The organism is Staphylococcus equorum (genome assembly GCF_029024965.1).
Classification (GTDB): Bacteria; Bacillota; Bacilli; order Staphylococcales; family Staphylococcaceae; genus Staphylococcus; species Staphylococcus equorum.
The window spans coordinates 956,552-977,124 of the sequence record NZ_CP118982.1 but is presented as its reverse complement, the minus strand read 5'-3'; the positions used below and the strand labels follow the sequence as shown (position 1 = coordinate 977,124).

Annotated in this window: 24 protein-coding genes; 9 read left to right on the top strand and 15 right to left on the bottom strand. The window is 31.2% G+C overall.

What is annotated here, in order from left to right; all coding sequences use genetic code 11:
* Positions 1 to 159: 159 nt before the first annotated feature.
* The 3 genes from PYW44_RS04630 to PYW44_RS04620 all read right to left on the bottom strand — a co-directional run bounded on the left by PYW44_RS04630 (position 160) and on the right by PYW44_RS04620 (position 2,103).
* Entirely contained in the window at positions 160 to 1,011 is an 852-nt protein-coding gene (locus tag PYW44_RS04630) for a DUF4097 family beta strand repeat-containing protein (RefSeq protein WP_021339982.1), read from the bottom strand.
* The gene (locus tag PYW44_RS04625) at positions 1,008 to 1,583 is read right to left on the bottom strand and encodes an HAAS signaling domain-containing protein (RefSeq protein ID WP_002507160.1); all 576 of its coding nucleotides are present in this window, start codon (positions 1,581 to 1,583) and stop codon (positions 1,008 to 1,010) included. The genes PYW44_RS04630 and PYW44_RS04625 overlap by 4 nt, the downstream gene beginning before the upstream one ends.
* A gap of 79 nt (positions 1,584 to 1,662) precedes the next feature.
* Positions 1,663 to 2,103 carry a hypothetical protein gene (locus PYW44_RS04620; protein ID WP_231111012.1) on the bottom strand — a complete coding sequence of 147 codons (441 nt, stop codon included), beginning with the start codon at positions 2,101 to 2,103 and terminating at the stop codon, positions 1,663 to 1,665.
* 215 nt (positions 2,104 to 2,318) lie between these two features.
* On the opposite strand from PYW44_RS04620, the gene PYW44_RS04615 reads away from it, so the two are divergent.
* Positions 2,319 to 2,879, top strand: a complete 561-nt coding sequence (locus PYW44_RS04615) for a thioredoxin family protein (RefSeq protein WP_002507158.1) — start codon at positions 2,319 to 2,321, stop codon at positions 2,877 to 2,879.
* A gap of 82 nt (positions 2,880 to 2,961) precedes the next feature.
* Here the strand turns inward: PYW44_RS04615 and pmtD are convergent, their stop codons facing one another.
* The 7 genes from pmtD to PYW44_RS04580 form a co-directional block, all read right to left on the bottom strand.
* The gene (gene pmtD / locus PYW44_RS04610; RefSeq protein ID WP_002507157.1) at positions 2,962 to 3,690 is read right to left on the bottom strand and encodes a phenol-soluble modulin export ABC transporter permease subunit PmtD; all 729 of its coding nucleotides are present in this window, start codon (positions 3,688 to 3,690) and stop codon (positions 2,962 to 2,964) included.
* The gene (gene pmtC / locus PYW44_RS04605) at positions 3,690 to 4,562 is read right to left on the bottom strand and encodes a phenol-soluble modulin export ABC transporter ATP-binding protein PmtC (RefSeq protein WP_002507156.1); all 873 of its coding nucleotides are present in this window, start codon (positions 4,560 to 4,562) and stop codon (positions 3,690 to 3,692) included. Before pmtC ends, pmtD begins: the two co-directional genes overlap by 1 nt.
* 20 nt (positions 4,563 to 4,582) lie before the next feature.
* The gene (pmtB, locus tag PYW44_RS04600) at positions 4,583 to 5,245 is read right to left on the bottom strand and encodes a phenol-soluble modulin export ABC transporter permease subunit PmtB (protein WP_021339980.1); all 663 of its coding nucleotides are present in this window, start codon (positions 5,243 to 5,245) and stop codon (positions 4,583 to 4,585) included.
* A gap of 16 nt (positions 5,246 to 5,261) precedes the next feature.
* The gene (pmtA, locus tag PYW44_RS04595) at positions 5,262 to 6,146 is read right to left on the bottom strand and encodes a phenol-soluble modulin export ABC transporter ATP-binding protein PmtA (protein WP_064782802.1); all 885 of its coding nucleotides are present in this window, start codon (positions 6,144 to 6,146) and stop codon (positions 5,262 to 5,264) included.
* Entirely contained in the window at positions 6,143 to 6,523 is a 381-nt protein-coding gene (gene pmtR / locus PYW44_RS04590) for a PSM export ABC transporter transcriptional regulator PmtR (RefSeq protein ID WP_115075972.1), read from the bottom strand. Before pmtR ends, pmtA begins: the two co-directional genes overlap by 4 nt.
* A 178-nt stretch (positions 6,524 to 6,701) precedes the next feature.
* A complete protein-coding gene (locus PYW44_RS04585; protein ID WP_002507152.1) occupies positions 6,702 to 6,887 on the bottom strand; it encodes an SE1626 family protein in 186 nt (61 codons plus the stop codon).
* Positions 6,888 to 7,116: 229 nt separating this feature from the next.
* A complete protein-coding gene (locus PYW44_RS04580) occupies positions 7,117 to 7,212 on the bottom strand; it encodes a Trp-rich small protein (RefSeq protein WP_230456587.1) in 96 nt (31 codons plus the stop codon).
* Positions 7,213 to 7,414: 202 nt separating this feature from the next.
* Between PYW44_RS04580 and PYW44_RS04575 the strand changes: the two genes are divergently transcribed.
* Complete coding sequence (locus tag PYW44_RS04575; RefSeq protein ID WP_115075971.1) at positions 7,415 to 8,704, top strand: aminotransferase class I/II-fold pyridoxal phosphate-dependent enzyme; 1,290 nt, start codon at positions 7,415 to 7,417, stop codon at positions 8,702 to 8,704.
* Between the two features lie 60 nt (positions 8,705 to 8,764).
* On the opposite strand, the gene PYW44_RS04570 is transcribed toward PYW44_RS04575, so the two are convergent.
* The 4 genes from PYW44_RS04570 to groES all read right to left on the bottom strand — a co-directional run bounded on the left by PYW44_RS04570 (position 8,765) and on the right by groES (position 12,268).
* Entirely contained in the window at positions 8,765 to 9,232 is a 468-nt protein-coding gene (locus tag PYW44_RS04570) for a bacillithiol transferase BstA (RefSeq protein ID WP_002507150.1), read from the bottom strand.
* A gap of 229 nt (positions 9,233 to 9,461) precedes the next feature.
* Positions 9,462 to 10,100: an HD domain-containing protein gene (locus PYW44_RS04565; RefSeq protein ID WP_002507149.1), complete on the bottom strand. Its 639-nt coding sequence runs from the start codon at positions 10,098 to 10,100 to the stop codon at positions 9,462 to 9,464.
* A gap of 200 nt (positions 10,101 to 10,300) precedes the next feature.
* Positions 10,301 to 11,923 carry a chaperonin GroEL gene (gene groL / locus PYW44_RS04560; RefSeq protein ID WP_002507148.1) on the bottom strand — a complete coding sequence of 541 codons (1,623 nt, stop codon included), beginning with the start codon at positions 11,921 to 11,923 and terminating at the stop codon, positions 10,301 to 10,303.
* Between the two features lie 57 nt (positions 11,924 to 11,980).
* Positions 11,981 to 12,268: a co-chaperone GroES gene (groES, locus tag PYW44_RS04555; RefSeq protein WP_002507147.1), complete on the bottom strand. Its 288-nt coding sequence runs from the start codon at positions 12,266 to 12,268 to the stop codon at positions 11,981 to 11,983.
* Positions 12,269 to 12,445: 177 nt separating this feature from the next.
* Between groES and mroQ the strand changes: the two genes are divergently transcribed.
* Complete coding sequence (gene mroQ, locus PYW44_RS04550) at positions 12,446 to 13,189, top strand: intramembrane glutamic endopeptidase MroQ (RefSeq protein ID WP_107513846.1); 744 nt, start codon at positions 12,446 to 12,448, stop codon at positions 13,187 to 13,189.
* Positions 13,190 to 13,287: 98 nt separating this feature from the next.
* On the opposite strand, the gene PYW44_RS04545 is transcribed toward mroQ, so the two are convergent.
* On the bottom strand, positions 13,288 to 15,201 hold the full coding sequence (locus PYW44_RS04545; RefSeq protein WP_115075970.1) for an SdrH family protein: 1,914 nt from the start codon (positions 15,199 to 15,201) through the stop codon (positions 13,288 to 13,290).
* 192 nt (positions 15,202 to 15,393) lie between these two features.
* On the opposite strand from PYW44_RS04545, the gene PYW44_RS04540 reads away from it, so the two are divergent.
* The 6 genes from PYW44_RS04540 (at position 15,394) to agrA (ending at position 20,558) form a co-directional block, all read left to right on the top strand.
* A complete protein-coding gene (locus PYW44_RS04540; RefSeq protein ID WP_021339974.1) occupies positions 15,394 to 16,023 on the top strand; it encodes a nitroreductase family protein in 630 nt (209 codons plus the stop codon).
* Positions 16,024 to 16,256: 233 nt separating this feature from the next.
* Positions 16,257 to 17,042 carry a carbon-nitrogen family hydrolase gene (locus PYW44_RS04535; protein ID WP_021339973.1) on the top strand — a complete coding sequence of 262 codons (786 nt, stop codon included), beginning with the start codon at positions 16,257 to 16,259 and terminating at the stop codon, positions 17,040 to 17,042.
* Positions 17,043 to 17,800: 758 nt separating this feature from the next.
* On the top strand, positions 17,801 to 18,370 hold the full coding sequence (locus PYW44_RS04530) for an accessory gene regulator AgrB (RefSeq protein ID WP_021339971.1): 570 nt from the start codon (positions 17,801 to 17,803) through the stop codon (positions 18,368 to 18,370).
* Positions 18,371 to 18,372: 2 nt separating this feature from the next.
* Entirely contained in the window at positions 18,373 to 18,510 is a 138-nt protein-coding gene (agrD, locus tag PYW44_RS04525) for a cyclic lactone autoinducer peptide AgrD (protein WP_021339970.1), read from the top strand.
* Positions 18,511 to 18,533: 23 nt separating this feature from the next.
* A complete protein-coding gene (gene agrC / locus PYW44_RS04520; protein ID WP_021339969.1) occupies positions 18,534 to 19,829 on the top strand; it encodes a quorum-sensing sensor histidine kinase AgrC in 1,296 nt (431 codons plus the stop codon).
* 12 nt (positions 19,830 to 19,841) lie between these two features.
* Entirely contained in the window at positions 19,842 to 20,558 is a 717-nt protein-coding gene (gene agrA, locus PYW44_RS04515) for a quorum-sensing response regulator AgrA (RefSeq protein ID WP_002507139.1), read from the top strand.
* Positions 20,559 to 20,573 lie beyond the last annotated feature (15 nt).

Genomic DNA, 20,573 nt, shown 5'->3' with positions numbered 1-20,573 from the left:
TTTTATGATTATTAAGTGGTTAGTTTGTAGTAATTTGTAATTATTTCCAAATTAAAAATAGCTATACCCTTTTAATTTAAAGGTGTATAGCTATTTTTTCACTTTAAGCATTTCAATTAAATGTACTTTCTGACTCTTTCTATTCATGACAGTATAAATTTAATTTATATAAATATCCCCATGATCTGTATAGAACTCTAAAATATGCTTTCCTGAGCCTACTTTATTATCTTCAAAATTGTTATTGATAACTTCAGAAGTTCCATCAGATGGATTCAATCTTAGCAACGTATCTTGAGGGTCCTCATTATATGACATGAAAATATCACCATATTGCGTAGAAGCTCTAAAATGTGATGCAATATCCATTCGACTCAAATCAATTTTACCATGGTCAGCTAACAACACTGACTTTTCAATCAATGATTTTTTACTCGTTATACTCGCCTGTTTCGTTTTAATATTCGCATTAGTAATTTGACTTCTCTTTATATCAATGGGTGAATTCAAACCTCTATAATACAGTTTGTCTAATGCTACATTACTTAAAAACACACGTGCTGCACCAGTAGCTTTCATTGAAATATATGCATCTTTTACATTAATACTATCAATATTTATAATATTCGTCTTACTAGATACATTTAAATGATTTAGTTTTTTATCTGGCACTGTTACTACCATCTCATCATCAAACTGTCGGAACGGATTAAAATTCAATCCATAATGATCATCTGTATTATCAGTCTCATGAACATGTAATGTCTTGTTTTTATGCGTAATATCAATATTCTTTTTCCCTTTATAGGTCACTGAAAATTCGTCACCTTGCTTAACTTGAACCTCACTATTTTGACTATCTATGTTTAAATTTTCTATATTTTTATCATTAACTTCTTTATCAACAGAATTGAGTTGGTTGTTTTGTTTTTCAAATCCAAACCAAGCGACACAAGCTAAAAGAAAGCACACGAGAAATAATGTTAAGCCGCTTAAAAATAACTTCTTCATTCGACTGCACTTCCTTTAATTGTTTTAATATTCCAACGTAAGTATTTTAAAATCACTCTATAAACGAATTGAGCAAATTTTGCAATAATAACAAATAATAAAAGACCTAACCCTGTATAGGAAATCGCAAATAAATAGTTACTTATAGCAAAACTAAAATTATCATTAATTATGCCGTTGATAATCAATAATAGCGGACTAAGCGAGAAAAATAATGCAACTAGTAATAGTATAAACATGAAAATGCCAACAAATATCATAGGGATTAAAATAATGATTAATGATAATATCCCCATACCCAGAGATGCCATAATTGCTCTCACAATTGTATTTATATTAGGGCGAAATTCCGCAGATACAATCGCGTTTCTAGCCATTAGCTCTTTGCCTATCTTTTTAGGTGATTCAAGGGCACCAATGATTTGATATTCATTTTTACCTTCACTTTCTTGATCAAAAAAATATTCCTCATATTCATACATCACTTTATCGCGTTCACTTCTTGGTAATTTATCTAATTCTTGCTCTAATTCATTTAAAAAAGTGATTTTATCCAAAATATCTACCGCCATTCAAACTTAAGATTCGAAGCAAAACGTATATATAAAATCAAAAATGACATACCCTATTAGGAATGTCATTTTTAATTTTTTATTTCTTATATATTTCAACTTTCTTTATTTTATCATGTTTATAAATAATAAATAACTTTATTTGATTTTTCTTATCTTTATATATTATAGCATTAAAGCCTTTGCGCAACTTTTTTTGTTTATAACGTGTTCCTAGTATCTGTGTAACTTTTCCAACATTATTATTGATTGTTCCATTAAAATTAGTTTGAACTGTAGTATCGTTAGTTAAAGTTATACCTTTAAGTCGTGTATCCTTTTTATTCACTTTGAAAATTAAATTAGGATGTTCTCTTTTTAAATAAAGACGATACTTTTTTAAAATGACTTCGTCTTGTTCAACGTATTCGTCAATATTAATTTCAGACCCTATTTTGACACGATTAATAGATAGTTTTGATAAATCAGTCGAGTGTTCTTGCTTGATATAGTTAACCAGTAACAATGTTCCAAAAGCCATTGTTATAAACACACAAAATATAAGACGCTTATGTAGTCTATGCATTTTCAATGTTGTCACCACACTCTACTTTACTAATTAAATATAGCATAGGTATTTGTCACTTTCATCCCTGAAGAAATCTTAAAACATATTACTTTTATATGTATTAATAATTTTCTTTCATATTAAAATATTGATATAATAATATCTAATCAATTAAAGGGGGAACTATTATGACAAGTTTAGAAACGTATTTCAAAAACAGTCAACCGCTTGATCAATATATTGAAGCAATGACTGAAAACAAAGAGAATTTACTATCAATATATAATTCATTCTCAACACCAGAGGATGATGGTCGTCTTGAAAAAATTAAAGCATCAAACTATAGCAAAGTTCTAGTTATCACTGAAGACTGGTGTGGAGATGCTATGATGAACATCCCTATTCTTAAACATATTAGTGAAGCATTAAATTTAGAAGCTCGTGTTTTTCATCGTGATGAAAACACTGACTTAATCGATCAATACTTAACAAATGGTACTGCGAGATCGATACCTATATTTGTATTTTTAAATGATGATTTTGAACAACAAACAGTTTGGGGACCTCGCGCAAGACAAGTACAACATTTTGTAGAGGAAACACGTTCCAAACTGCCTGCAAAAGATGATCCTACATTTGAAGATAAATCGACTGAATCATATGCAATTATTTCTAATCGCTTTAAAACAGACTCACAAATGTGGAAATATGTTTATGATTCAATTCTAGATAAACTAATTATAAATTAATAAAAGACGTATGAATTAAGGTATTATAACCGTTAATTCATACGTCTCTTTTTTTATGACTCAAACTTCGGTTATCTTTATTTTAAATATCTTTTTTAGATACATAGAATATATTAACGATAAATAGTACTACAATAGATGCTGAAGTAATAAACCATTGCCAATTAGAGAATGTATAATCACCAGTTGTCGTTTTAGAAGTTAAGTAACTAAATGGAATATATTTCAATGCATCTTGAATATTGTCACCAAATTTAGGAATCATAGGTATAAATGGTTCAGCAAAAGGAACAAGTAATATTAAGAATATACCTAAAGTAAAGATTAATGCTGTTTTTGGTACAACTAATGAAAATAAATATAATAATAATCCAAAGAATAAATGGAATAGAATGAAGAACCAAAGTAACTCAAAGATTTTATCAACTTTTATATTTTCACCGTCAACAATTTGTTGCACGATTAATACAAATCCAACAAGTATTGCTGTAATAATTATGGCAATCAGTATAATTGAAATCACTTTTGCGATAACGTAGCCCACACGACTTGATGTTTTATTCATATATAATTGAATCGTACCTTGTGAAATATCACGGGTGATTGTCTTGATTACAAATAGTAAGCCCATGATAGAAAAGAACCAACTACCTATAGAAAGTAACATATTGCCGTCTATTTTATCAGATTGCTGAACAAATAAAACTGTAAAACCAATTAATGGAAGTATTGTTAAGAGTAATGCTAAATATGTTAATGGACTTCTAATAATGCTATAAATGTCGTATTTTACGAGTTGTAAACTATTCATTATTGGCCACCTTTCTGATTAATATTGAAGTAAGTATCACGTAAAGAACTCTTACGTGTTTCAATAAACTCAGGGAAAATATCAATATCTGATAAACCTTTAAGCACTTTTTGATAACTTGATTGTGCTTTAATAATGATTTCTCCATTTTCTCTTTTAGATTGAATCACATCGAAATTTTCATTTAAATATTCTAAAGCACTATTGAAATTGCTTTGTTCTAAGATTAATACTGTAGAATCCGTTGGTGCCCCTTCTTTCATATCAACATCTTGAACAAAATTACCATCTCGTAAAAACACTGCTCTATCGCAAATTAATTCAATATCCTCAAGCTTATGACTAGAAATCAAAATTTTCATATCCAGTTCCTGCACAAGTGATTGAATTGTTTTCAATACATCAATTGATCCGTCAGGGTCCATACCATTTGTTGGCTCATCTAAAATGAGGTACTTGGGTTTGTTCATTAATGAAACAGCTATGGCTAACTTTTGTTTCATTCCCATTGAATACTTTTTAACTTTTTTCTTCACATAAGGTCTCATACCAAAAGCATCAATAATTTGATTTGCATATTTTTTATCAAAACCCTTACCTAATACATTGGCAAATAATTTTAAATTATATAAACCTGATTTATTATCATACAATTTAGGATGTTCAATAAGGTAACCGATATTGTCTTTATTACCTACCTTTACCTCCCCTTTATATTTGATAATATTTCCATTCATGACTTTCATTAATGTTGTTTTGCCGACACCATTTTTACCAATTAGACCTACAATTTGGCTTTGTCCAAAATCAAAATTGATATGGTCTAAAACATTGTTATTGCCATACGTTTTTGTTATATCTTTTAATTCCATAAATGCGCCTCCTTTTATTATTAAATTAATTTTTTATATTGAATGATGTAGCTAGCTACAAAGCAAAAAATACTTAAAGTTAAAAATCCATAATTAAAAATAGTTTCAAAATAATTTAATATACCCAGACTATAATTAAATAATGTACATATTCCAACTACAAGTAGCACGATTATGACAGGTATTAAAATAACCATTGTAAGTAAATAAATTATATAAGAAATGTAATCAGATTTTTGTTCTGTATATTTTTTGAAAGCTATAGGTACTGCAAAGAAATTTACCGCAATGTATGAAAATGGCATTGAAATGTTAAAATCAATATTACTCGTTGATACATGAGAATTCGGCATAGTATATAAAGATAATATTGCTGCCCCAACTAATGTAAAAATAATAACTGTTAAATAATTAGCATTCAATAACGACTTTTTAGAAACTGGTAAACTGCCAAAAAAGTCATAAGCCATTCTGTGCCCAAGCTTACTATTAAAACGAAAAACATGACCAGAATCTAGTATAGAAACAAAAAGTAATATCATCGCAACTGCAGAATATAACGCATTAGTAAAAATACTATTAGGTATTATGATTAATTGCAGTGGAGAAAACAATAATAACATTGCATATATTACGATTGTCCATTTACGTAATTTTAAATTTCTAATAAGTAAATTTTTCATCTAATGCCCCCAGTTGTTAAGTCTCATAATTTTTTTGTTCAGTCTTCTGGGTTCCTTTTTCAAGGTAAACCATTAAATCTTCAATCGTTGGCTTAGTTATTGCAATCTTGTTTCCAAAAATTTCATTAAATATATTAGCATGTTCTGTAAGGGCGATATATCCTGTTTTGTTTTCTTCTATATAGTGTGTTAATTGAATTAATTCTTCATCCAATTGCTGCATGTCACCTTTAACTACTTTGAATCTATTCAAAATGTCATCCAAAAATTGATTTAGTACAATTTCACCATCTTTTAAATACACTAAGTAATCAGCGATTTTTTCTAAATCGGAAATGATATGAGTGGAAATAAATACTGTTTTATTTTCATCAATGAGTTCTTTTTGGATTACATCCAAAACTTCATTTCGAACGATTGGATCTAACCCTGATGTTGGCTCATCTAAGATAAACAATTCAGCATGATGGCTAAAAGCAATAGCAATAGACAACTTCATCTTCATACCAGTTGAGAATGTTTTGATTTTGCGTTTATAAGGTAAATCAAATTTTTCAAGATAATATGTAAATAACTGATGGTCCCATGTACTATAAAATGGTGAAACATACTGTTCAATTTTTTGGATATTCCATTTATCATTGAGGTACAATTCGGAATAAACGAAACCAATTTTATTTTTAATAGCTTCAGGGTGCGCTTTCATTTTTTGATTAAAAATTAAAACATCTCCGCCATCAGGCTCAATTAAATCCATAATCATTCTAATAATGGTCGTTTTACCAACACCATTTGCGCCAATAAATCCAGTTATAAATCCTTGAGGAACACGAAAACTAATATCATTTAACTTGAATTCTTTATACTGATAATTTACAGCATTTAATTCGATTGCGTTCATTCATCGTCCTCCTCAAAAATCATTTCTAAGATTTCTTGTAATTCTGAAAGTGGCATGCCTATGGTTTTTGCTTCTTTGCTTATTGTTTTAGCCATTGTTTCAATCACCATGAACTGTTTTTCTTTTAAAATTGAACTATCTTGCTCTTTCACATATGTACCCTTACCTCTAATAGTAAAGACAAAACCATCTTTTTCTAAATCTTCATATGCGCGCTTTGTAGTTATAACACTAACGCTCAAATCATGTGCTAATTCCCTCATCGAAGGTAAGTGTTCACCAGGAGCAACGTATCCTTTTAAAATATTTTCTTTGATTTGTTGCTTAATCTGTTCATAGATTGGCTGTTCACCACTATTTTTCAAAAGTATTTTCATGGACGTCCTCCCTTACAACTGTATATACACACTATATACAATGTATACACACTTGTAAAGTATAAATGTATTCAAACATCCATATAATTACTCATTGAAAAGGACGAGTTAACATAAAAAAGCTATAAGTAAGATTTTGCATATCGCTTCATCTCACTTATAGCATGTTTAAACAATGTTATTTATTTTGTTTATCTTTTTTCTTACGCTTATTATTACGATCAATAAAAGCGCAAATCATAAACATGATTGCAGCAATTAATAATTTAATACCAGAATCTTCATGACCAATAGCCTGTAAATAATAGCCTACAACGAGTAATATCATTGCCATTATGACAAATATTTTAGTTAAATGTTTCACTCTCATCACCTCAAACAATATCATTGTATCAAACTTTGGCATTAATTTCTAAAAGCAATTCATTTCAGAAAAATTATTGATACTTATGTAACTACTTTTATGATTGACATTTAAATATATTGTTTGCAGTCTATTACCTATGATGATAAAATTGTAAATGTATCCACGGATTATACTACACAACCCCAAGTCTGCGTCATCAGACTTGGGGTTTTTTGTGTAAGGCCACCTATTTGTCCTTCCATTTACTCTCTAACCAAACACGGAATACAACAAGTAAGCTACCTGTTAATAAAGTTGTAATTATTTCTTGCCACCACGCTATCATACTACACCTCCCACAGAAAAAAGTGCCATGTAGGATTTTTGATGGCCTATCCGTATTCTAACACAAAACAGAACATGTGTTCGTATAAATGGCTAAATTTTGAAATTTTCTGTCTAAAACAGTCACAAGACTTTAATTTTAAGCAATTTCAAGATAATATAAGGTTATCATTGAAAAAGTAAAGAGAGGTTGACCAACTATGAATCCTTTAGCTTTAGATTTAAACGAGCAATTATCTAAATCAAATCCAGAAGTTGCAGACATGCTTTCCGACCTAGGAAAATTAATGTATTATCCGAAAGGTATATTATCTCAATCGGCGGAAGCAAAATCCACACAATATAATGCCACGATAGGAATGGCAACATATAAAGATAGTAAGATGTACGCAAATACTTTAAATGACATCTTCGATTATTTAGAACCAGATGAAATCTTCCCTTATGCTCCGCCACAAGGTTTAGAATCTCTTCGTGATTTATGGCAACAAAAAACATTAAAAGAAAACCCAGATTTAGATGCGAAAGACATGACAAGACCAATCCTTACTAATGCTTTAACACATGGCTTATCATTAGTTGGTGACATGTTCGTCGATAGTGGTGATACACTCTTACTCCCAACGCATAATTGGGGCAACTATAAACTCGTTTATAGTACAAGACATAGTGCTGAAATCGAAACGTATGATATTTTTGACGAAGCTGGACATTTTACAACAGAAAATTTAGTTAATACTCTAGAAAATTATAATAAAGAAAAAGTCATTTTAATATTAAATTATCCAAATAATCCAACTGGTTATACACCAACAAAAGATGAAGTTCATACTATCGTCGCTGCAGTAAAATCATTAGCAGAACGTGGTACAAACGTTATCGCTTTAGTTGACGATGCATACTACGGACTCTTTTACGAAGATGTTTATACACAGTCATTATTCACAGCATTAACGAATTTACATTTAGATAACTTATTACCAATTCGTTTAGATGGTGCAACAAAAGAATTCTTTGCATGGGGCTTACGTGTAGGTTTCATCAGTTTTGGTGTCGGAAACGATACAACAAAACAAGTATTAGAAGCTAAAATCAAAGGATTAATTCGAAGTAACATTTCAAGCGGCCCATTACCTTCGCAAAGTGCAGTTAAATACGTGCTCGAAAATCACGAAACTTTTGATAAAGAAATTCAACACAATATCAACACGTTACAAGCTAGATATGAAGTAACGAAATCTGTTGTATATGATGAGAAATACACATCATACTGGCAAGCCTATGATTTTAACTCAGGCTATTTTATGGCGTTACAAGTTAAAGACGTTGACCCTGAACAGTTACGCCAACACTTAATTAATAAATACTCTATTGGTATTATTGCCCTTAATTCAACCGACATTCGCATTGCTTTTAGTTGTGTAGAAAAAGATGACATTCCACATGTATTTGATTCTATCGCTAAAGCTATTGAAGACCTAAAAAATTAAAACAAATAATAAAAAGGATGAAATCGCTTATAAACGGTGATTTCATCCTTTTTATTTATATTAACGTTGCTGTTTCAGTACACGTGCCATTTCTTCAATTTTACCAGCATGTAGTGGTACATGAATTGCATTTAAAATTAACAACTCATCTAACGTACTACAACCAGCAATCGTTTCAGTTAATTCAACTTCTAATTGTTGGTCAGTTAATTTTTTGGCACGTTCAGGTAACGTTTTTAAATTTTCGATAATTTCATCCACACTTGGGATATCTTCGTCGCCCCAATCAGCTGGATTAGAACCATAGCCAAATAAGCGCGTATATTTTTGGATGTCGACTTCATTTTGTTCACTTAAAGATAGCGCAGATTCAAAAATAGTTAACACGTGTCCATATTGCCAATGTAGCGTATTAGGGAAGAGTTCACTTTCATTATCTAATATACTTTCAATGTTCCATTTGTCATAATCTGATATTAAATAATTAATACCTGTATCAATCACATCGTACACTGATTTTTTTGTCATAGTTAATCTCCCTTTCTTAAAAAAGCTTCACATAAATAATAATTATAAGTAGTGAATAATATTTATGCTTACTTTCTCTACCCTCAATAAGTTGTTTTTACTCACTTTATACGTTTTATACTAAAAATATTTAAATACTACTGTTAAATAGTGCTCTATATCGCTTTCAAATTCAATTGTTTTTACTTTAAGATTTAGTGATTAAATATTACTAAAGTACAGCGTATTTTTAATCATCCCATTTTGAGCGTAGGACACAAGAACAAAAATTATTTTGAGGGTATTCTGGCTCAAAATATTTCACCACATCAGATTTAATATTACCAAAAGTTGTTTCAGGTTTATGCTTAAAGCCTTCATAAAAAGCTGTTAATACATCTTTTTTAAAATTACCTCGAGGAAATTTATTTACGATAGCTTTTCTAATTTCATCTGAATATTGGTCCCAATTGTCACTCATAACATCCATACCAACACCGTGATATAATAATGCAACATTATTTTCTTTATGCTCAGCCACACCTATCGTTGTATGTAATGCAATTGAATCCCAAGCAAGTTGTAAATCTTGGTCGTTATAATTGTGTGTATCTAAAAATTGGCGGACTGCATTTGCGCCGTCTACTTCAAACCTCAGATCATCACTACTATATTGGTTCGTTAACCCTAAATCATGGAAGAGCGAACACATATATAAAAGCTCTTTATCATATTTCAAATTATCTTGCATGCCTTTAACTTCACCAAATAAATATACTCTATTCGAATGGTTCCATATTAACTCATTACCGTATTCATGGACTACTTCTTGTGCTTCTTGGATTATTTTACTATCTGGGACAACAATTTCATTGATATCTTTTAACATAATAAATTCCTCCTTTGTTACAATATAGTCTCTATAGATATGTATATCAAACTATAGAACATTCATCATAAAGAAGAAGTCTTCCACTAAGTTAAGTAACTTAATGGAAGACGTCAGTAAAGAATTATTTTAAATTTTTATGTCAAAATTATGTCATTCACAATTACTAAATGCCTTCAAATCAACGTTTGAGGGCTATTTTACATCATCCCTGGCATGCCGCCCATACCTGCTTGTGCATCATTACTGCTTTCTTCAGGAATATGCGCAACAACCGCTTCAGTTGTTAAGAACATTGCTGCTACACTTGCTGCATGTTGTAACGCTGAACGTGTAACTTTAGTTGGATCTACAATACCTGCATCCAACATATTCACCCATTCATTTGTAGCTGCATTGAAACCAACACCTACATCAGCATTTTTAAGTCTTTCAACAATAATCGAACCTTCTAAACCAGCGTTTTCTGCAATTTGACGAACTGGAGATTCTAATGCTTTTAATACAATATTAATGCCTGTTGCAATATCGCCTTCAGCTTCAATTTTAGAAACTTTGTCATAAATATTCATGAATGCTGTACCACCACCGGCTACAATACCTTCTTCAACAGCAGCTCTAGTAGAGTTTAAAGCATCTTCAATGCGTAATTTACGCTCTTTTAATTCTGTTTCACTTGCTGCACCAACTTTTATTACAGCTACGCCTCCAGCTAATTTAGCTAAGCGCTCTTGTAATTTCTCTTTATCAAATTCAGAATCCGTTTCTTCAATTTGAGATTTAATTTGGCTTACACGTGCATCGATATTATTTTGGTCTCCATTACCATCAACCACTGTTGTATTATCTTTAGTGATTTCTGCTTTACTTGAAGTACCTAACATGTCAATTGTTGCATCTTTTAAATCTAAGCCTAAGTCATCAGTAATCACTTGTGCGCCTGTTAAGATAGCTAAATCTTCCAACATTGCTTTACGACGATCTCCGAATCCAGGTGCTTTAACTGCCACTGCAGTAAATGTGCCACGCATACGGTTTAATACGATATTTGTTAGTGCGTCACCTTCTACATCATCTGCTACGATTAGGATAGGTCTGTTAGATTGAACAACTTGTTCTAATAATGGCAGAATATCTTGGAAAGATGAAATCTTTTTATCTGTAATTAAAATATATGGTTTTTCAAGTTCTGCAACCATTTTATCTGAATCAGTTACCATATAAGGGGATTGGTAGCCACGATCAAATTGCATACCTTCAACGACTTCAAGTTCAGTATTAAAACCACTTGATTCTTCTATTGTAATTACACCATCGTTACCTACTTTTTCCATAGCTTCTGAAATATATTTACCAATTTCTTCATCTGCTGCTGAAATTGATCCAACTTGCGCAATTTCATTTTTATTATCAACATTTTGAGAGATTTCTTGTAATGCGTCAATAGCTACGTCTACAGCTTTATCGATACCTTGACGTAAACCTACAGGATTTGCACCACTTGTTACGTTTTTCAAGCCTTCTTGTATCATTGCTTGAGCTAATACTGTAGCTGTAGTTGTTCCATCACCTGCGATTTCATTCGTTTTGTTGGCAACTTCTTGTACTAATTTCGCTCCCATATTTTCATATGGATCTTCTAATTCAATTTCTTTTGCAATTGTAACACCGTCATTTGTGATTAGTGGTGATGTATATTCTTTATCTAATACAACATTACGCCCTTTTGGTCCAATTGTAACTTTCACGGCGTTAGCTAATTTATCTACACCTCTTAACATAGATTGACGTGCGTCTTCGGAAAATTTTAAATCTTTCGCCATATTACTTTACCTCCATGATGTTCGTATTATTTGTATATTTTTTAGTTTTAATTTTGATTATTCTTCTATTACTGCTAATATATCGTCTTCGCTAACGATTAAGTATGTGTCGTCTCCACGCTTAACTTCAGTTCCAGCAAATTGTTGGAAAACAACATTGTCGCCTTCATTCACTTCAGGAGCAACTCGAGAACCATCTTTTAAAATACGTCCTGCACCTACTGCAATTATCGTACCTTCATTTGATTTCTCTTTAGCGCTATCAGTTAAAACGATACCACTTTTAGTTGTTTGCTCTTGTTCTGTTTTTTGAATAATTACTCGGTTACCTAATGGCTTTAACATTGATTGTTCCTCCTTAAAATACTAAAATTTTTAGCACTTAATCATTGTGAGTGCTAATACACTTTCTATAATAATCAAAGTTGGTCAATATTTCAAGTTAAAACCATTACACTAAATTTTGTGTGAAAAGCTATTTTGCGATAAAATAGAATATATTCTAATTTTTGGAGGTTCATTATGTCTCGTTTATGGGTGTCCATTTTGACATTAGTTATTTATGGCCTTGCTCAGTTTGGTCCGATTTTCTTACAAATGGCTGGCTTATTTAACAATTTAAGTGGCAAGGAAATCCTCTTTGCTAATATTTATACACAAGTGATCTTGTTTATTATAGCTACTTTACTCATCATACTAATAAACTTTTTCATTGCCAATCCTACCCAACTAGAGTTACAACCTAAAGAAAAGAAAAGGTATGTAATACTTTGGGCAATCGTAGGTTATATGATTGTTATGATTTATCAAGTTGTTGCAGGAATGATAAATATGTATGTATTCGGCGCACCTCAATCTAGCCCTAATACGGAAAGATTGATGAAAATAGCACAAGAAATCCCGATGTTTATCATATTAATTTCAGTTGTAGGACCTATTCTAGAAGAGTTCGTATTTAGAAAAGTAATATTTGGTGAGTTATACAACATATTAAAAGGTAATAAAACTTTTAAATTTCTCATTGCCGGAATTGTGAGTTCAATTATCTTTAGTGCTGCACATGCAGACCCATCATTCTTTATCATCTATTTTGGTATGGGCTTTATTTTCTCAGCATTGTATGTATATACAAAACGTATATGGGTACCTATCCTAGTACACATAATGCAAAATGGCTTTGTCGCTATTGTACAAATTTACTTTGGTCCTGAAAAAATAAAAGAACTACAAGAATCTGCATCATTTATATTTAACTTCATGTTTTAATTAAATTTTAAGTTATATAAAATAAATGGAAGAACTCAATGTTTATTACATGAGTCCTTCCATTTTTTATTTGTCTATGAAACGTTATATATCAAAAGCTATTCATTTACTTTTTTGTTTCTGAGATAAACGAAATATCCTACCACTACACCTATAAATATTATCGTTATTGCAGTGATTAAAGCAAATAATGTCCGTTCGAATTTAATATCAATTGTGTCTTTCGATTTCTTATCGTTTGTACGCGTCGATTCTTCATCACTACTTGAATGATATTCATATTTACCAGATGCGGCACTTTTGTTTTCTGGCGTTTTTAAGTCAGGCATAGAACCTATTTCTCCAGTAATCAATGCCAAAACTTGCTTATCTAAATTTTTATAGTAATCTCTTGATTTTAATGGGTTAAAATATTGAAATTTAAAATAATTTGTTCCCTTTTGTAACTCATTTAAAAACGCATTATCTGAAAAACTTTGACGTCTTATAATAGAAGTAATATCTTTGTCAGATACACTATCAACATTATTATTAAGCTGTTTAACTTGGTTCAAAATAAAAGGATTGTATTTAAAAGAACCTGGAGACATTTGATTAAATCTATTAACTAATCTGCTGTCACCTTGATTTGAATTTTGACTTGTTTTCTCTGTACTCAAATCTCCATAAGTCACAGCATTATTGTTACTGCCTGCTATCTTTTTATTTGATTGCGCATATTGCTTATTTGCATTTTGATTCTCACCATTATATTTGTTTGAAGATGTGTGTTCATTTTGAGAACTTCCCGAGTTTGAATGATTCACTGAACTGTCTGATATATTATTTTTACTACCCTGGTTATGATGGTTTGATCCAGATGGTATGTTGGGGCTCAGTGGTTTATTAGGTTTCGGGGGGTCTGTTGTATTGTTATCTCCTCCGCCTTCACTTGGTTGTTCTGGTTTAGGTTTCTCTTCTGAGTCATCACCGCTACCTTGTGGGTTATCGGGGTTTGACGGTTCTGTTGTATTATCGTCTCCACTTTCTCCTGGTTGTTCTGGTTTAGGTTTCTCTTCTGAGTCATCTCCACCACCTTGTGGGTTATCGGGGTTTGACGGTTCTGTTGTATTATCGTCTCCACCTTCACTTGGCTGTTCTGGTTTAGGCTTCTCTTCTGAGTCATTTCCGCCGCCTTGTGGGTTATTTGGGTTTGATGGTTCTGTTGTATTATCATCCTCGTCTTCACTTGGTTGTTCTGGTTTAGGCTTCTCTTCTGAGTCATTTCCGCCGCCTTGTGGGTTATTTGGGTTTGATGGTTCTGTTGTATTATCATCTTCGTCTTCACTTGGTTGTTCTGGTTTAGGTTTCTCTTCTGAGTCATCTCCACCGTCCTGTGGATTATCAGGGTTTGATGGTTCTGTTGTATTATCGTCTTCGTCTTCACTTGGTTGTTCTGGTTTAGGTTTCTCTTCTGAATCGTCGGCATTATCTTCTGGTTTGTCAGAACCTGATGATTGATTATCTTCTTCTGGCTTTTCAGGCTCAGTAGTAGTGTCTGAATCACTATTGTCCAAATCACTGCCATTTGGTTGTTCCGATGATGGTTTCTCTTCAGTTCCGTTGTCACTGTCTCCTGTATTGTTTGAATCCGATGATTGATTGTCTTCATCTGACTTAACTGGGTTAGTAGTAGTGTCTGGCTCACTATCGTTAGAGTTACTATCATTTGATTGTTCGGATGATGAAATCGTTATAGCATCACTACTGGTTTTATTATCAGTTTGGTCAGAATTTGAAGATACTTCATTCTCACTTGAATTATTTACTAGCTGAGTGCTATTTTGCACATTTTTATCTATATCTGATATATTGATACGCTTATGGTCTAAATCAGCATTCTTCATAGTCGTATTCTTATTGTATTCATTTAGATCTTTCTCTGCCCCTTGTGTTGGCTTAGAAATTAATGTAGCACTTAGTGCAATTGCAAAGCTAGATACAATAAACTTATGTGAAATATAATTTTTCATAATCTCACCTCCAAATAATTTTTCTTATATTCCCTATTAGTATATTAGAAATCGTCCTATTTTTCATTAAAATTAGGCTTTTGAAAGAAGAAATTAATCTATTTGAAATTTATTGTAAAAAGCTATTTACAAATCAAGGTATAATTATTATACTAGATATATAAAATAAATTGATATGAAGGAGTTTTCCGAATGGGATTTTTTAGTAAAAAAGAAGATACACTAGATGTATTTCAAAGTGCAGTAGAATCAAGACGTACAATATATAGTTTAGAACAAGAAATTTCAATATCTGATAAAGAGGTAGAAGGTATCATCGAACATGCAATTAAACATGTTCCATCTTCATTTAATGCTCAATCAACTCGTATTGTATTGTTATTAAACGATAACCATAATAAATTTTGGGATATAACAAAAGAAGAATTAAAAAAATCAATGGGTCCTGATCGTGAATTCCAAGCAACTTCAGACAAAATTGATAACTTCAAACATTCATATGGTACAATCCTATACTTTGAAGATCAAGACGTTGTCGAAGGTTTACAAAATCAAATGCCTAACTATGCTGAGAACTTTGCAATTTGGTCAAACCAAACAAATGCAATGCACCAATTTGCAATTTGGACTGCATTAGGTACTAAAGGTATTGGCGCATCATTACAACATTATAATCCACTTGTAGACGTAGCAGTAACTGAAGCGTTCGATATTCCTACTACTTGGAATCTTGTAGCTCAAATGCCTTTTGGTAACGTGCGTGATGAAGCTGGAGAAAAAGAATTTCATGATGTAAGCAAACGCTTCTTAGTAAGAAAATAGTTTGTTTAATTTTTTTAACATTAACAATAATACAAGCGCTTAGGGGATAAACCCTTTCCAATTTATAAAACCAATTCATTTAAAATGAACTGGTTTTTTTATTTGAATATTTCTATTTTGAGTGTCCACGCGTCTCACGTGGTATTTTGTAATTTCATTGCCCCCTTCCAATTTTGAATTTTCTGAATATATCTAGTATATTTATGCTAACAACAATTTAAGGGGCGATCGAGATGAATATAGAAATCTTTCAATTTAAAGTGGAACCAGCGAATGTTGCATTAAATGAAGAAACAATTACGAATTGGTTTGCCGAGTATGTCACAGCAAAGACAGATATCGTAGTTTTACCGGAAATGTGGAACAACGGTTATGCCCTACCGCAACTAAAAGAACTTGCTGATAATCAATTATCAAGAAGTTTTGAGTTTATATCAAAATTAGCAATCCAATATAAAGTTGATGTAATTGCAGGTTCTGTTTCAAATAGTATGAAAGATAACATCTACAATACTGCTTTTGCCGTTTCAAAAAATGGTTATTTAATAAACAGTTATGACAAGGTACATCTTGTGCCGATGTTAGATGAACCTTCATTTTTAACACCCGGTAATGCAGTTCCAGAACCCTTCACTCTATCAGATGGCGCTAAAGTTGCACATATTACTTGTTACGATTTACGCTTTCCTGAATTACTTCGCTATCCAGCGCGTAAAGATGCACAAATCGCTTTTTATGTTGCACAATGGCCCGCGGTAAGATTGAATCATTGGACTGCCCTCTTAAAAGCACGTGCCATCGAAAATGATATATTTGTAGTTGGTTGTAATGCTTGTGGAGATGATGGTAAGACTGAATATGCAGGTCATTCTATTGTAATTAACCCTAATGGTGAAGTTATAGCAGAATTAGAAGAAAAACCAGATCATTTAACTTGTGACATTGATTTAGATGAAGTAACGAATCAACGCAATACTATTCCAGTATTCAAAAATTTAAGACCACATCTATATAAATAATTTCATAATAAAAACCGTGAGCTTGGGAGGGGCTCACGGTTTTTGTAACTTATTATTAAGGGAATGTTTTTACAGTTATTTCTCTATCTATTTTTGGGGATGTTATTAATTATGAAAAAAATTAGTGAATTTACCGATTTTAATGATAAATTGAATGATGTTTACGATAGCTTACATGTTAATATTTTAAATTGTCTCTGTTATAGACAATGTTAAAATGATATTAGATTCGAGACTGGGAAGGTTCTGCAAATCTAAATTGGGAATGCTTAAGTTAATAAGCGCGTTGTGTACTCAGTAAGTACTATTTTACGAAATCACTAATTGCTGCTGAGATATCTTTTGTCACTACATCAGCCTCCTCTTGTTTGTATTAAAATTGAAAAACGATAACTAATTTTTGTAACTATAACAACTATACGAAGAAAGTACAGTTACAATATCAGCGTGTCAATTAAGCTCCTGCTCAAAAGCTTAATTAACTTCATCATTCAAATCAAAATTCAAACAAAAATTGATTAAATGATTTGTAAAATGCTATCACTTCTTTGTGATACAAGTACATTTAACCATGATTTTGAGGTTATTCGTTAAAAAATCCCTAACTCGTCATATTTCATTCCTAAATGTTTACTTTTTTATGTTAAAATTAAAGAGATAAAGATTAGCAACAGTTAGGAACACAAAATATACAGTTACGCAATAAGACGCATAAAACTTAATTAAAATTGTATAATACGACTGAGGAGAGAAGCCCAATGTTAAAGTCTATAGATAGCAAAATTGACCGTTTTGCTAAATATCTACAACAACGTAACAACTTAGAACATATTGATTATTTAAAGATGCGTTTAGGTATGCAAGTATTTGTAGGCAATGTAACCAAAACAATAATAACTTATGGCGTTTCGATCCTTTGCCATCTCTTTTTTTACACACTAACTGTCCATTTATCGTACTTTTTAATTAGGCAATATGCACACGGTGCACATGCAAAATCTTCTTTTGCATGTCATGTGCAGAATTTATCTTTATTTGTTTTATTACCTTGGTTAATCGGGTATATGGGAGTGTCTTCACTAATTATGTATCCATTAGCAATAATTGGTTTCATTATATTAATGATATACGCACCTGCTGCTACGAAAAAGCAGCCTATACCACAACGATTAGTAAAAGGTAAGAAATTAAAGACAGTCATTGTAACTTTATTATTAGTAGTAATATCAATGTTTTTCAGTGAGCCTTATCAACAATTAGTACTTTTAGGCATTATTTTGATTGCTATCGCTCAACTACCTATATTTTTCCCTAAGGAGGATGTTTAATTATGCATATCTTTGAATCTATTTTTAGTATAATCGCGAAGTTTTTCACAGTACTAGGTGCAGTAGCCGGGGCAAGACCTTGTTATGGATATTTTGATGAGACAGAAGTACCTAAAGAAATTACAGAATTATACGAATAATTGTCTTAGAAAGTGTGTAGAGTATGGCTATTTTAAACACAATCATGTTATCAATATTTCAAGCAGTTTTGCTTTTCATAATCATTAAAATTTTAACAAATGTAACTTATACTTTGAGGGATTATATTACCATTATTGGGATTATAATCCCTTCAACCATTTTATTCTTTTATTTTGATACAAAATCGATGTTATTTTTATTGTTAGCAAGTGTTGTCTTTATGTATTTTAAAAATCGCTTCATGGGTGTCGTATCTGTACTCGTTAGCTTTTTCATCCTGTATATGGCCAACTTCCTTTCAATTTGGTTAGCAACATCATTGCAAGATTTAATTTCAGAGAATTATATATTTAACTTTATATACTATATAATTTTCGTTGCTATAATTATGGTTTTTTCAATACTTGGAAGATTTCTCTTTAAACTATTAACCACTTCCGGTTTATCATTAAATAAAATCTATTTAATTATTGTTTGTGTTTTTCTATTAACAGTATTGTTATTAATTTATTTTTATTTACCTGATCGTGTTCTTTCTTTTGGAGATATAAAGTTTTTAGTGGTTATGTATGCCGTATTAATCATAACGACTGCTGTACTTATTGTTACGATTTCTTTCAGTATCATTCGTCAGATTCAATACAAGCGTAATATGCGTGAAATCGAGAATTACTATAAGTATACTTTACAAATAGAAAAAATTAATCATGAAATGCGTAAATTTAGACATGACTACGTCAACATATTATCAACGATGTCGGATTTTATTAGAGAAAATGATATGGAAGGTTTAGATCAATATTTCCATGAAGAAATTTTGCCTATGCAAGACAGTATGCAAATGAATGCCATTAAAATTAATGGTATTGAAAACCTAAAAGTTCGTGAAATCAAAGGATTATTAACAACAAAAATATTACAAGCTCAAGAAAAGAATATTAGAATTAGCATAGAAGTTCCTGAAACAATCGAAAAAATAGAAATGCCTATTATTAATTTGAGTAGGGTTATTGGCATTTTACTTGATAATGCGATCGAAGCTTCTGAAAAAATAGTGGATGACCCGCTTATTCGAATTGCTTTTATCAAAAATGAAGATGATTCAGTGATGTTTATAGTTATGAATAAATGTGATACTGATATGCCTCGAGTACATACCCTGTTCCAAGAGAATTTCTCTACAAAAGGTAAAAATCGTGGGCTTGGGCTTTCAACATTAAAAGAGTTGACTGATACGACTTCTAATGTTTTATTAGATACAACAATTGATAATAACTATTTTATTCAAAAAGTAGAAATATTAAATACTGATTCATAAGGGTGTGAAAATATGAAGATATTCATATGTGAAGATGATGAAAGACAACGTGAGAATATGATTTCGATTATCAACAACTACATCATGATTGAAGAGAAACCGATGGAAATTGAAGTTGCAACTGCCGATCCTTATGAAGTTTTAGAACGTTCTAAAGATTTAAGTGATATAGGGTGTTACTTTTTAGATATACAATTGGAAGCCGACATTAACGGTATCAAGCTTGCTAGTGAAATTCGCAAGCACGATCCTGTAGGTAATATCATTTTTGTTACAAGTCATAGCGAGCTTACATATCTTACTTTTGTTTATAAAGTAGCAGCGATGGACTTTATTTTTAAAGATGATCCAGATGAATTAAAATCTAGAATCATTGATTGTTTAGAAACTTCAGAATCTAGGTTAAAATTACTTTCTAAAGAAAGCACTGTTGAAACAATTGAATTAAAACGTGGAAGTAATTCAGTATATGTTCAATATGATGATGTTATGTTTTTTGAGTCCTCTACTAAATCTCATCGATTGATTGCGCACTTAGACAATAGACAAATTGAATTCTATGGTAACCTTAAAGAACTTAACCAACTTGATGATAGATTCTTTAGATGTCATAACAGTTTCGTTGTTAACAGACATAATATTGAATCTATTGATTCAAAATCTCGCATTGTTTATTTCAAAAACCAAGAACATTGCTTTGCTTCAGTAAGAAATGTAAAAAAAATATAATATAAAAAAGACTTA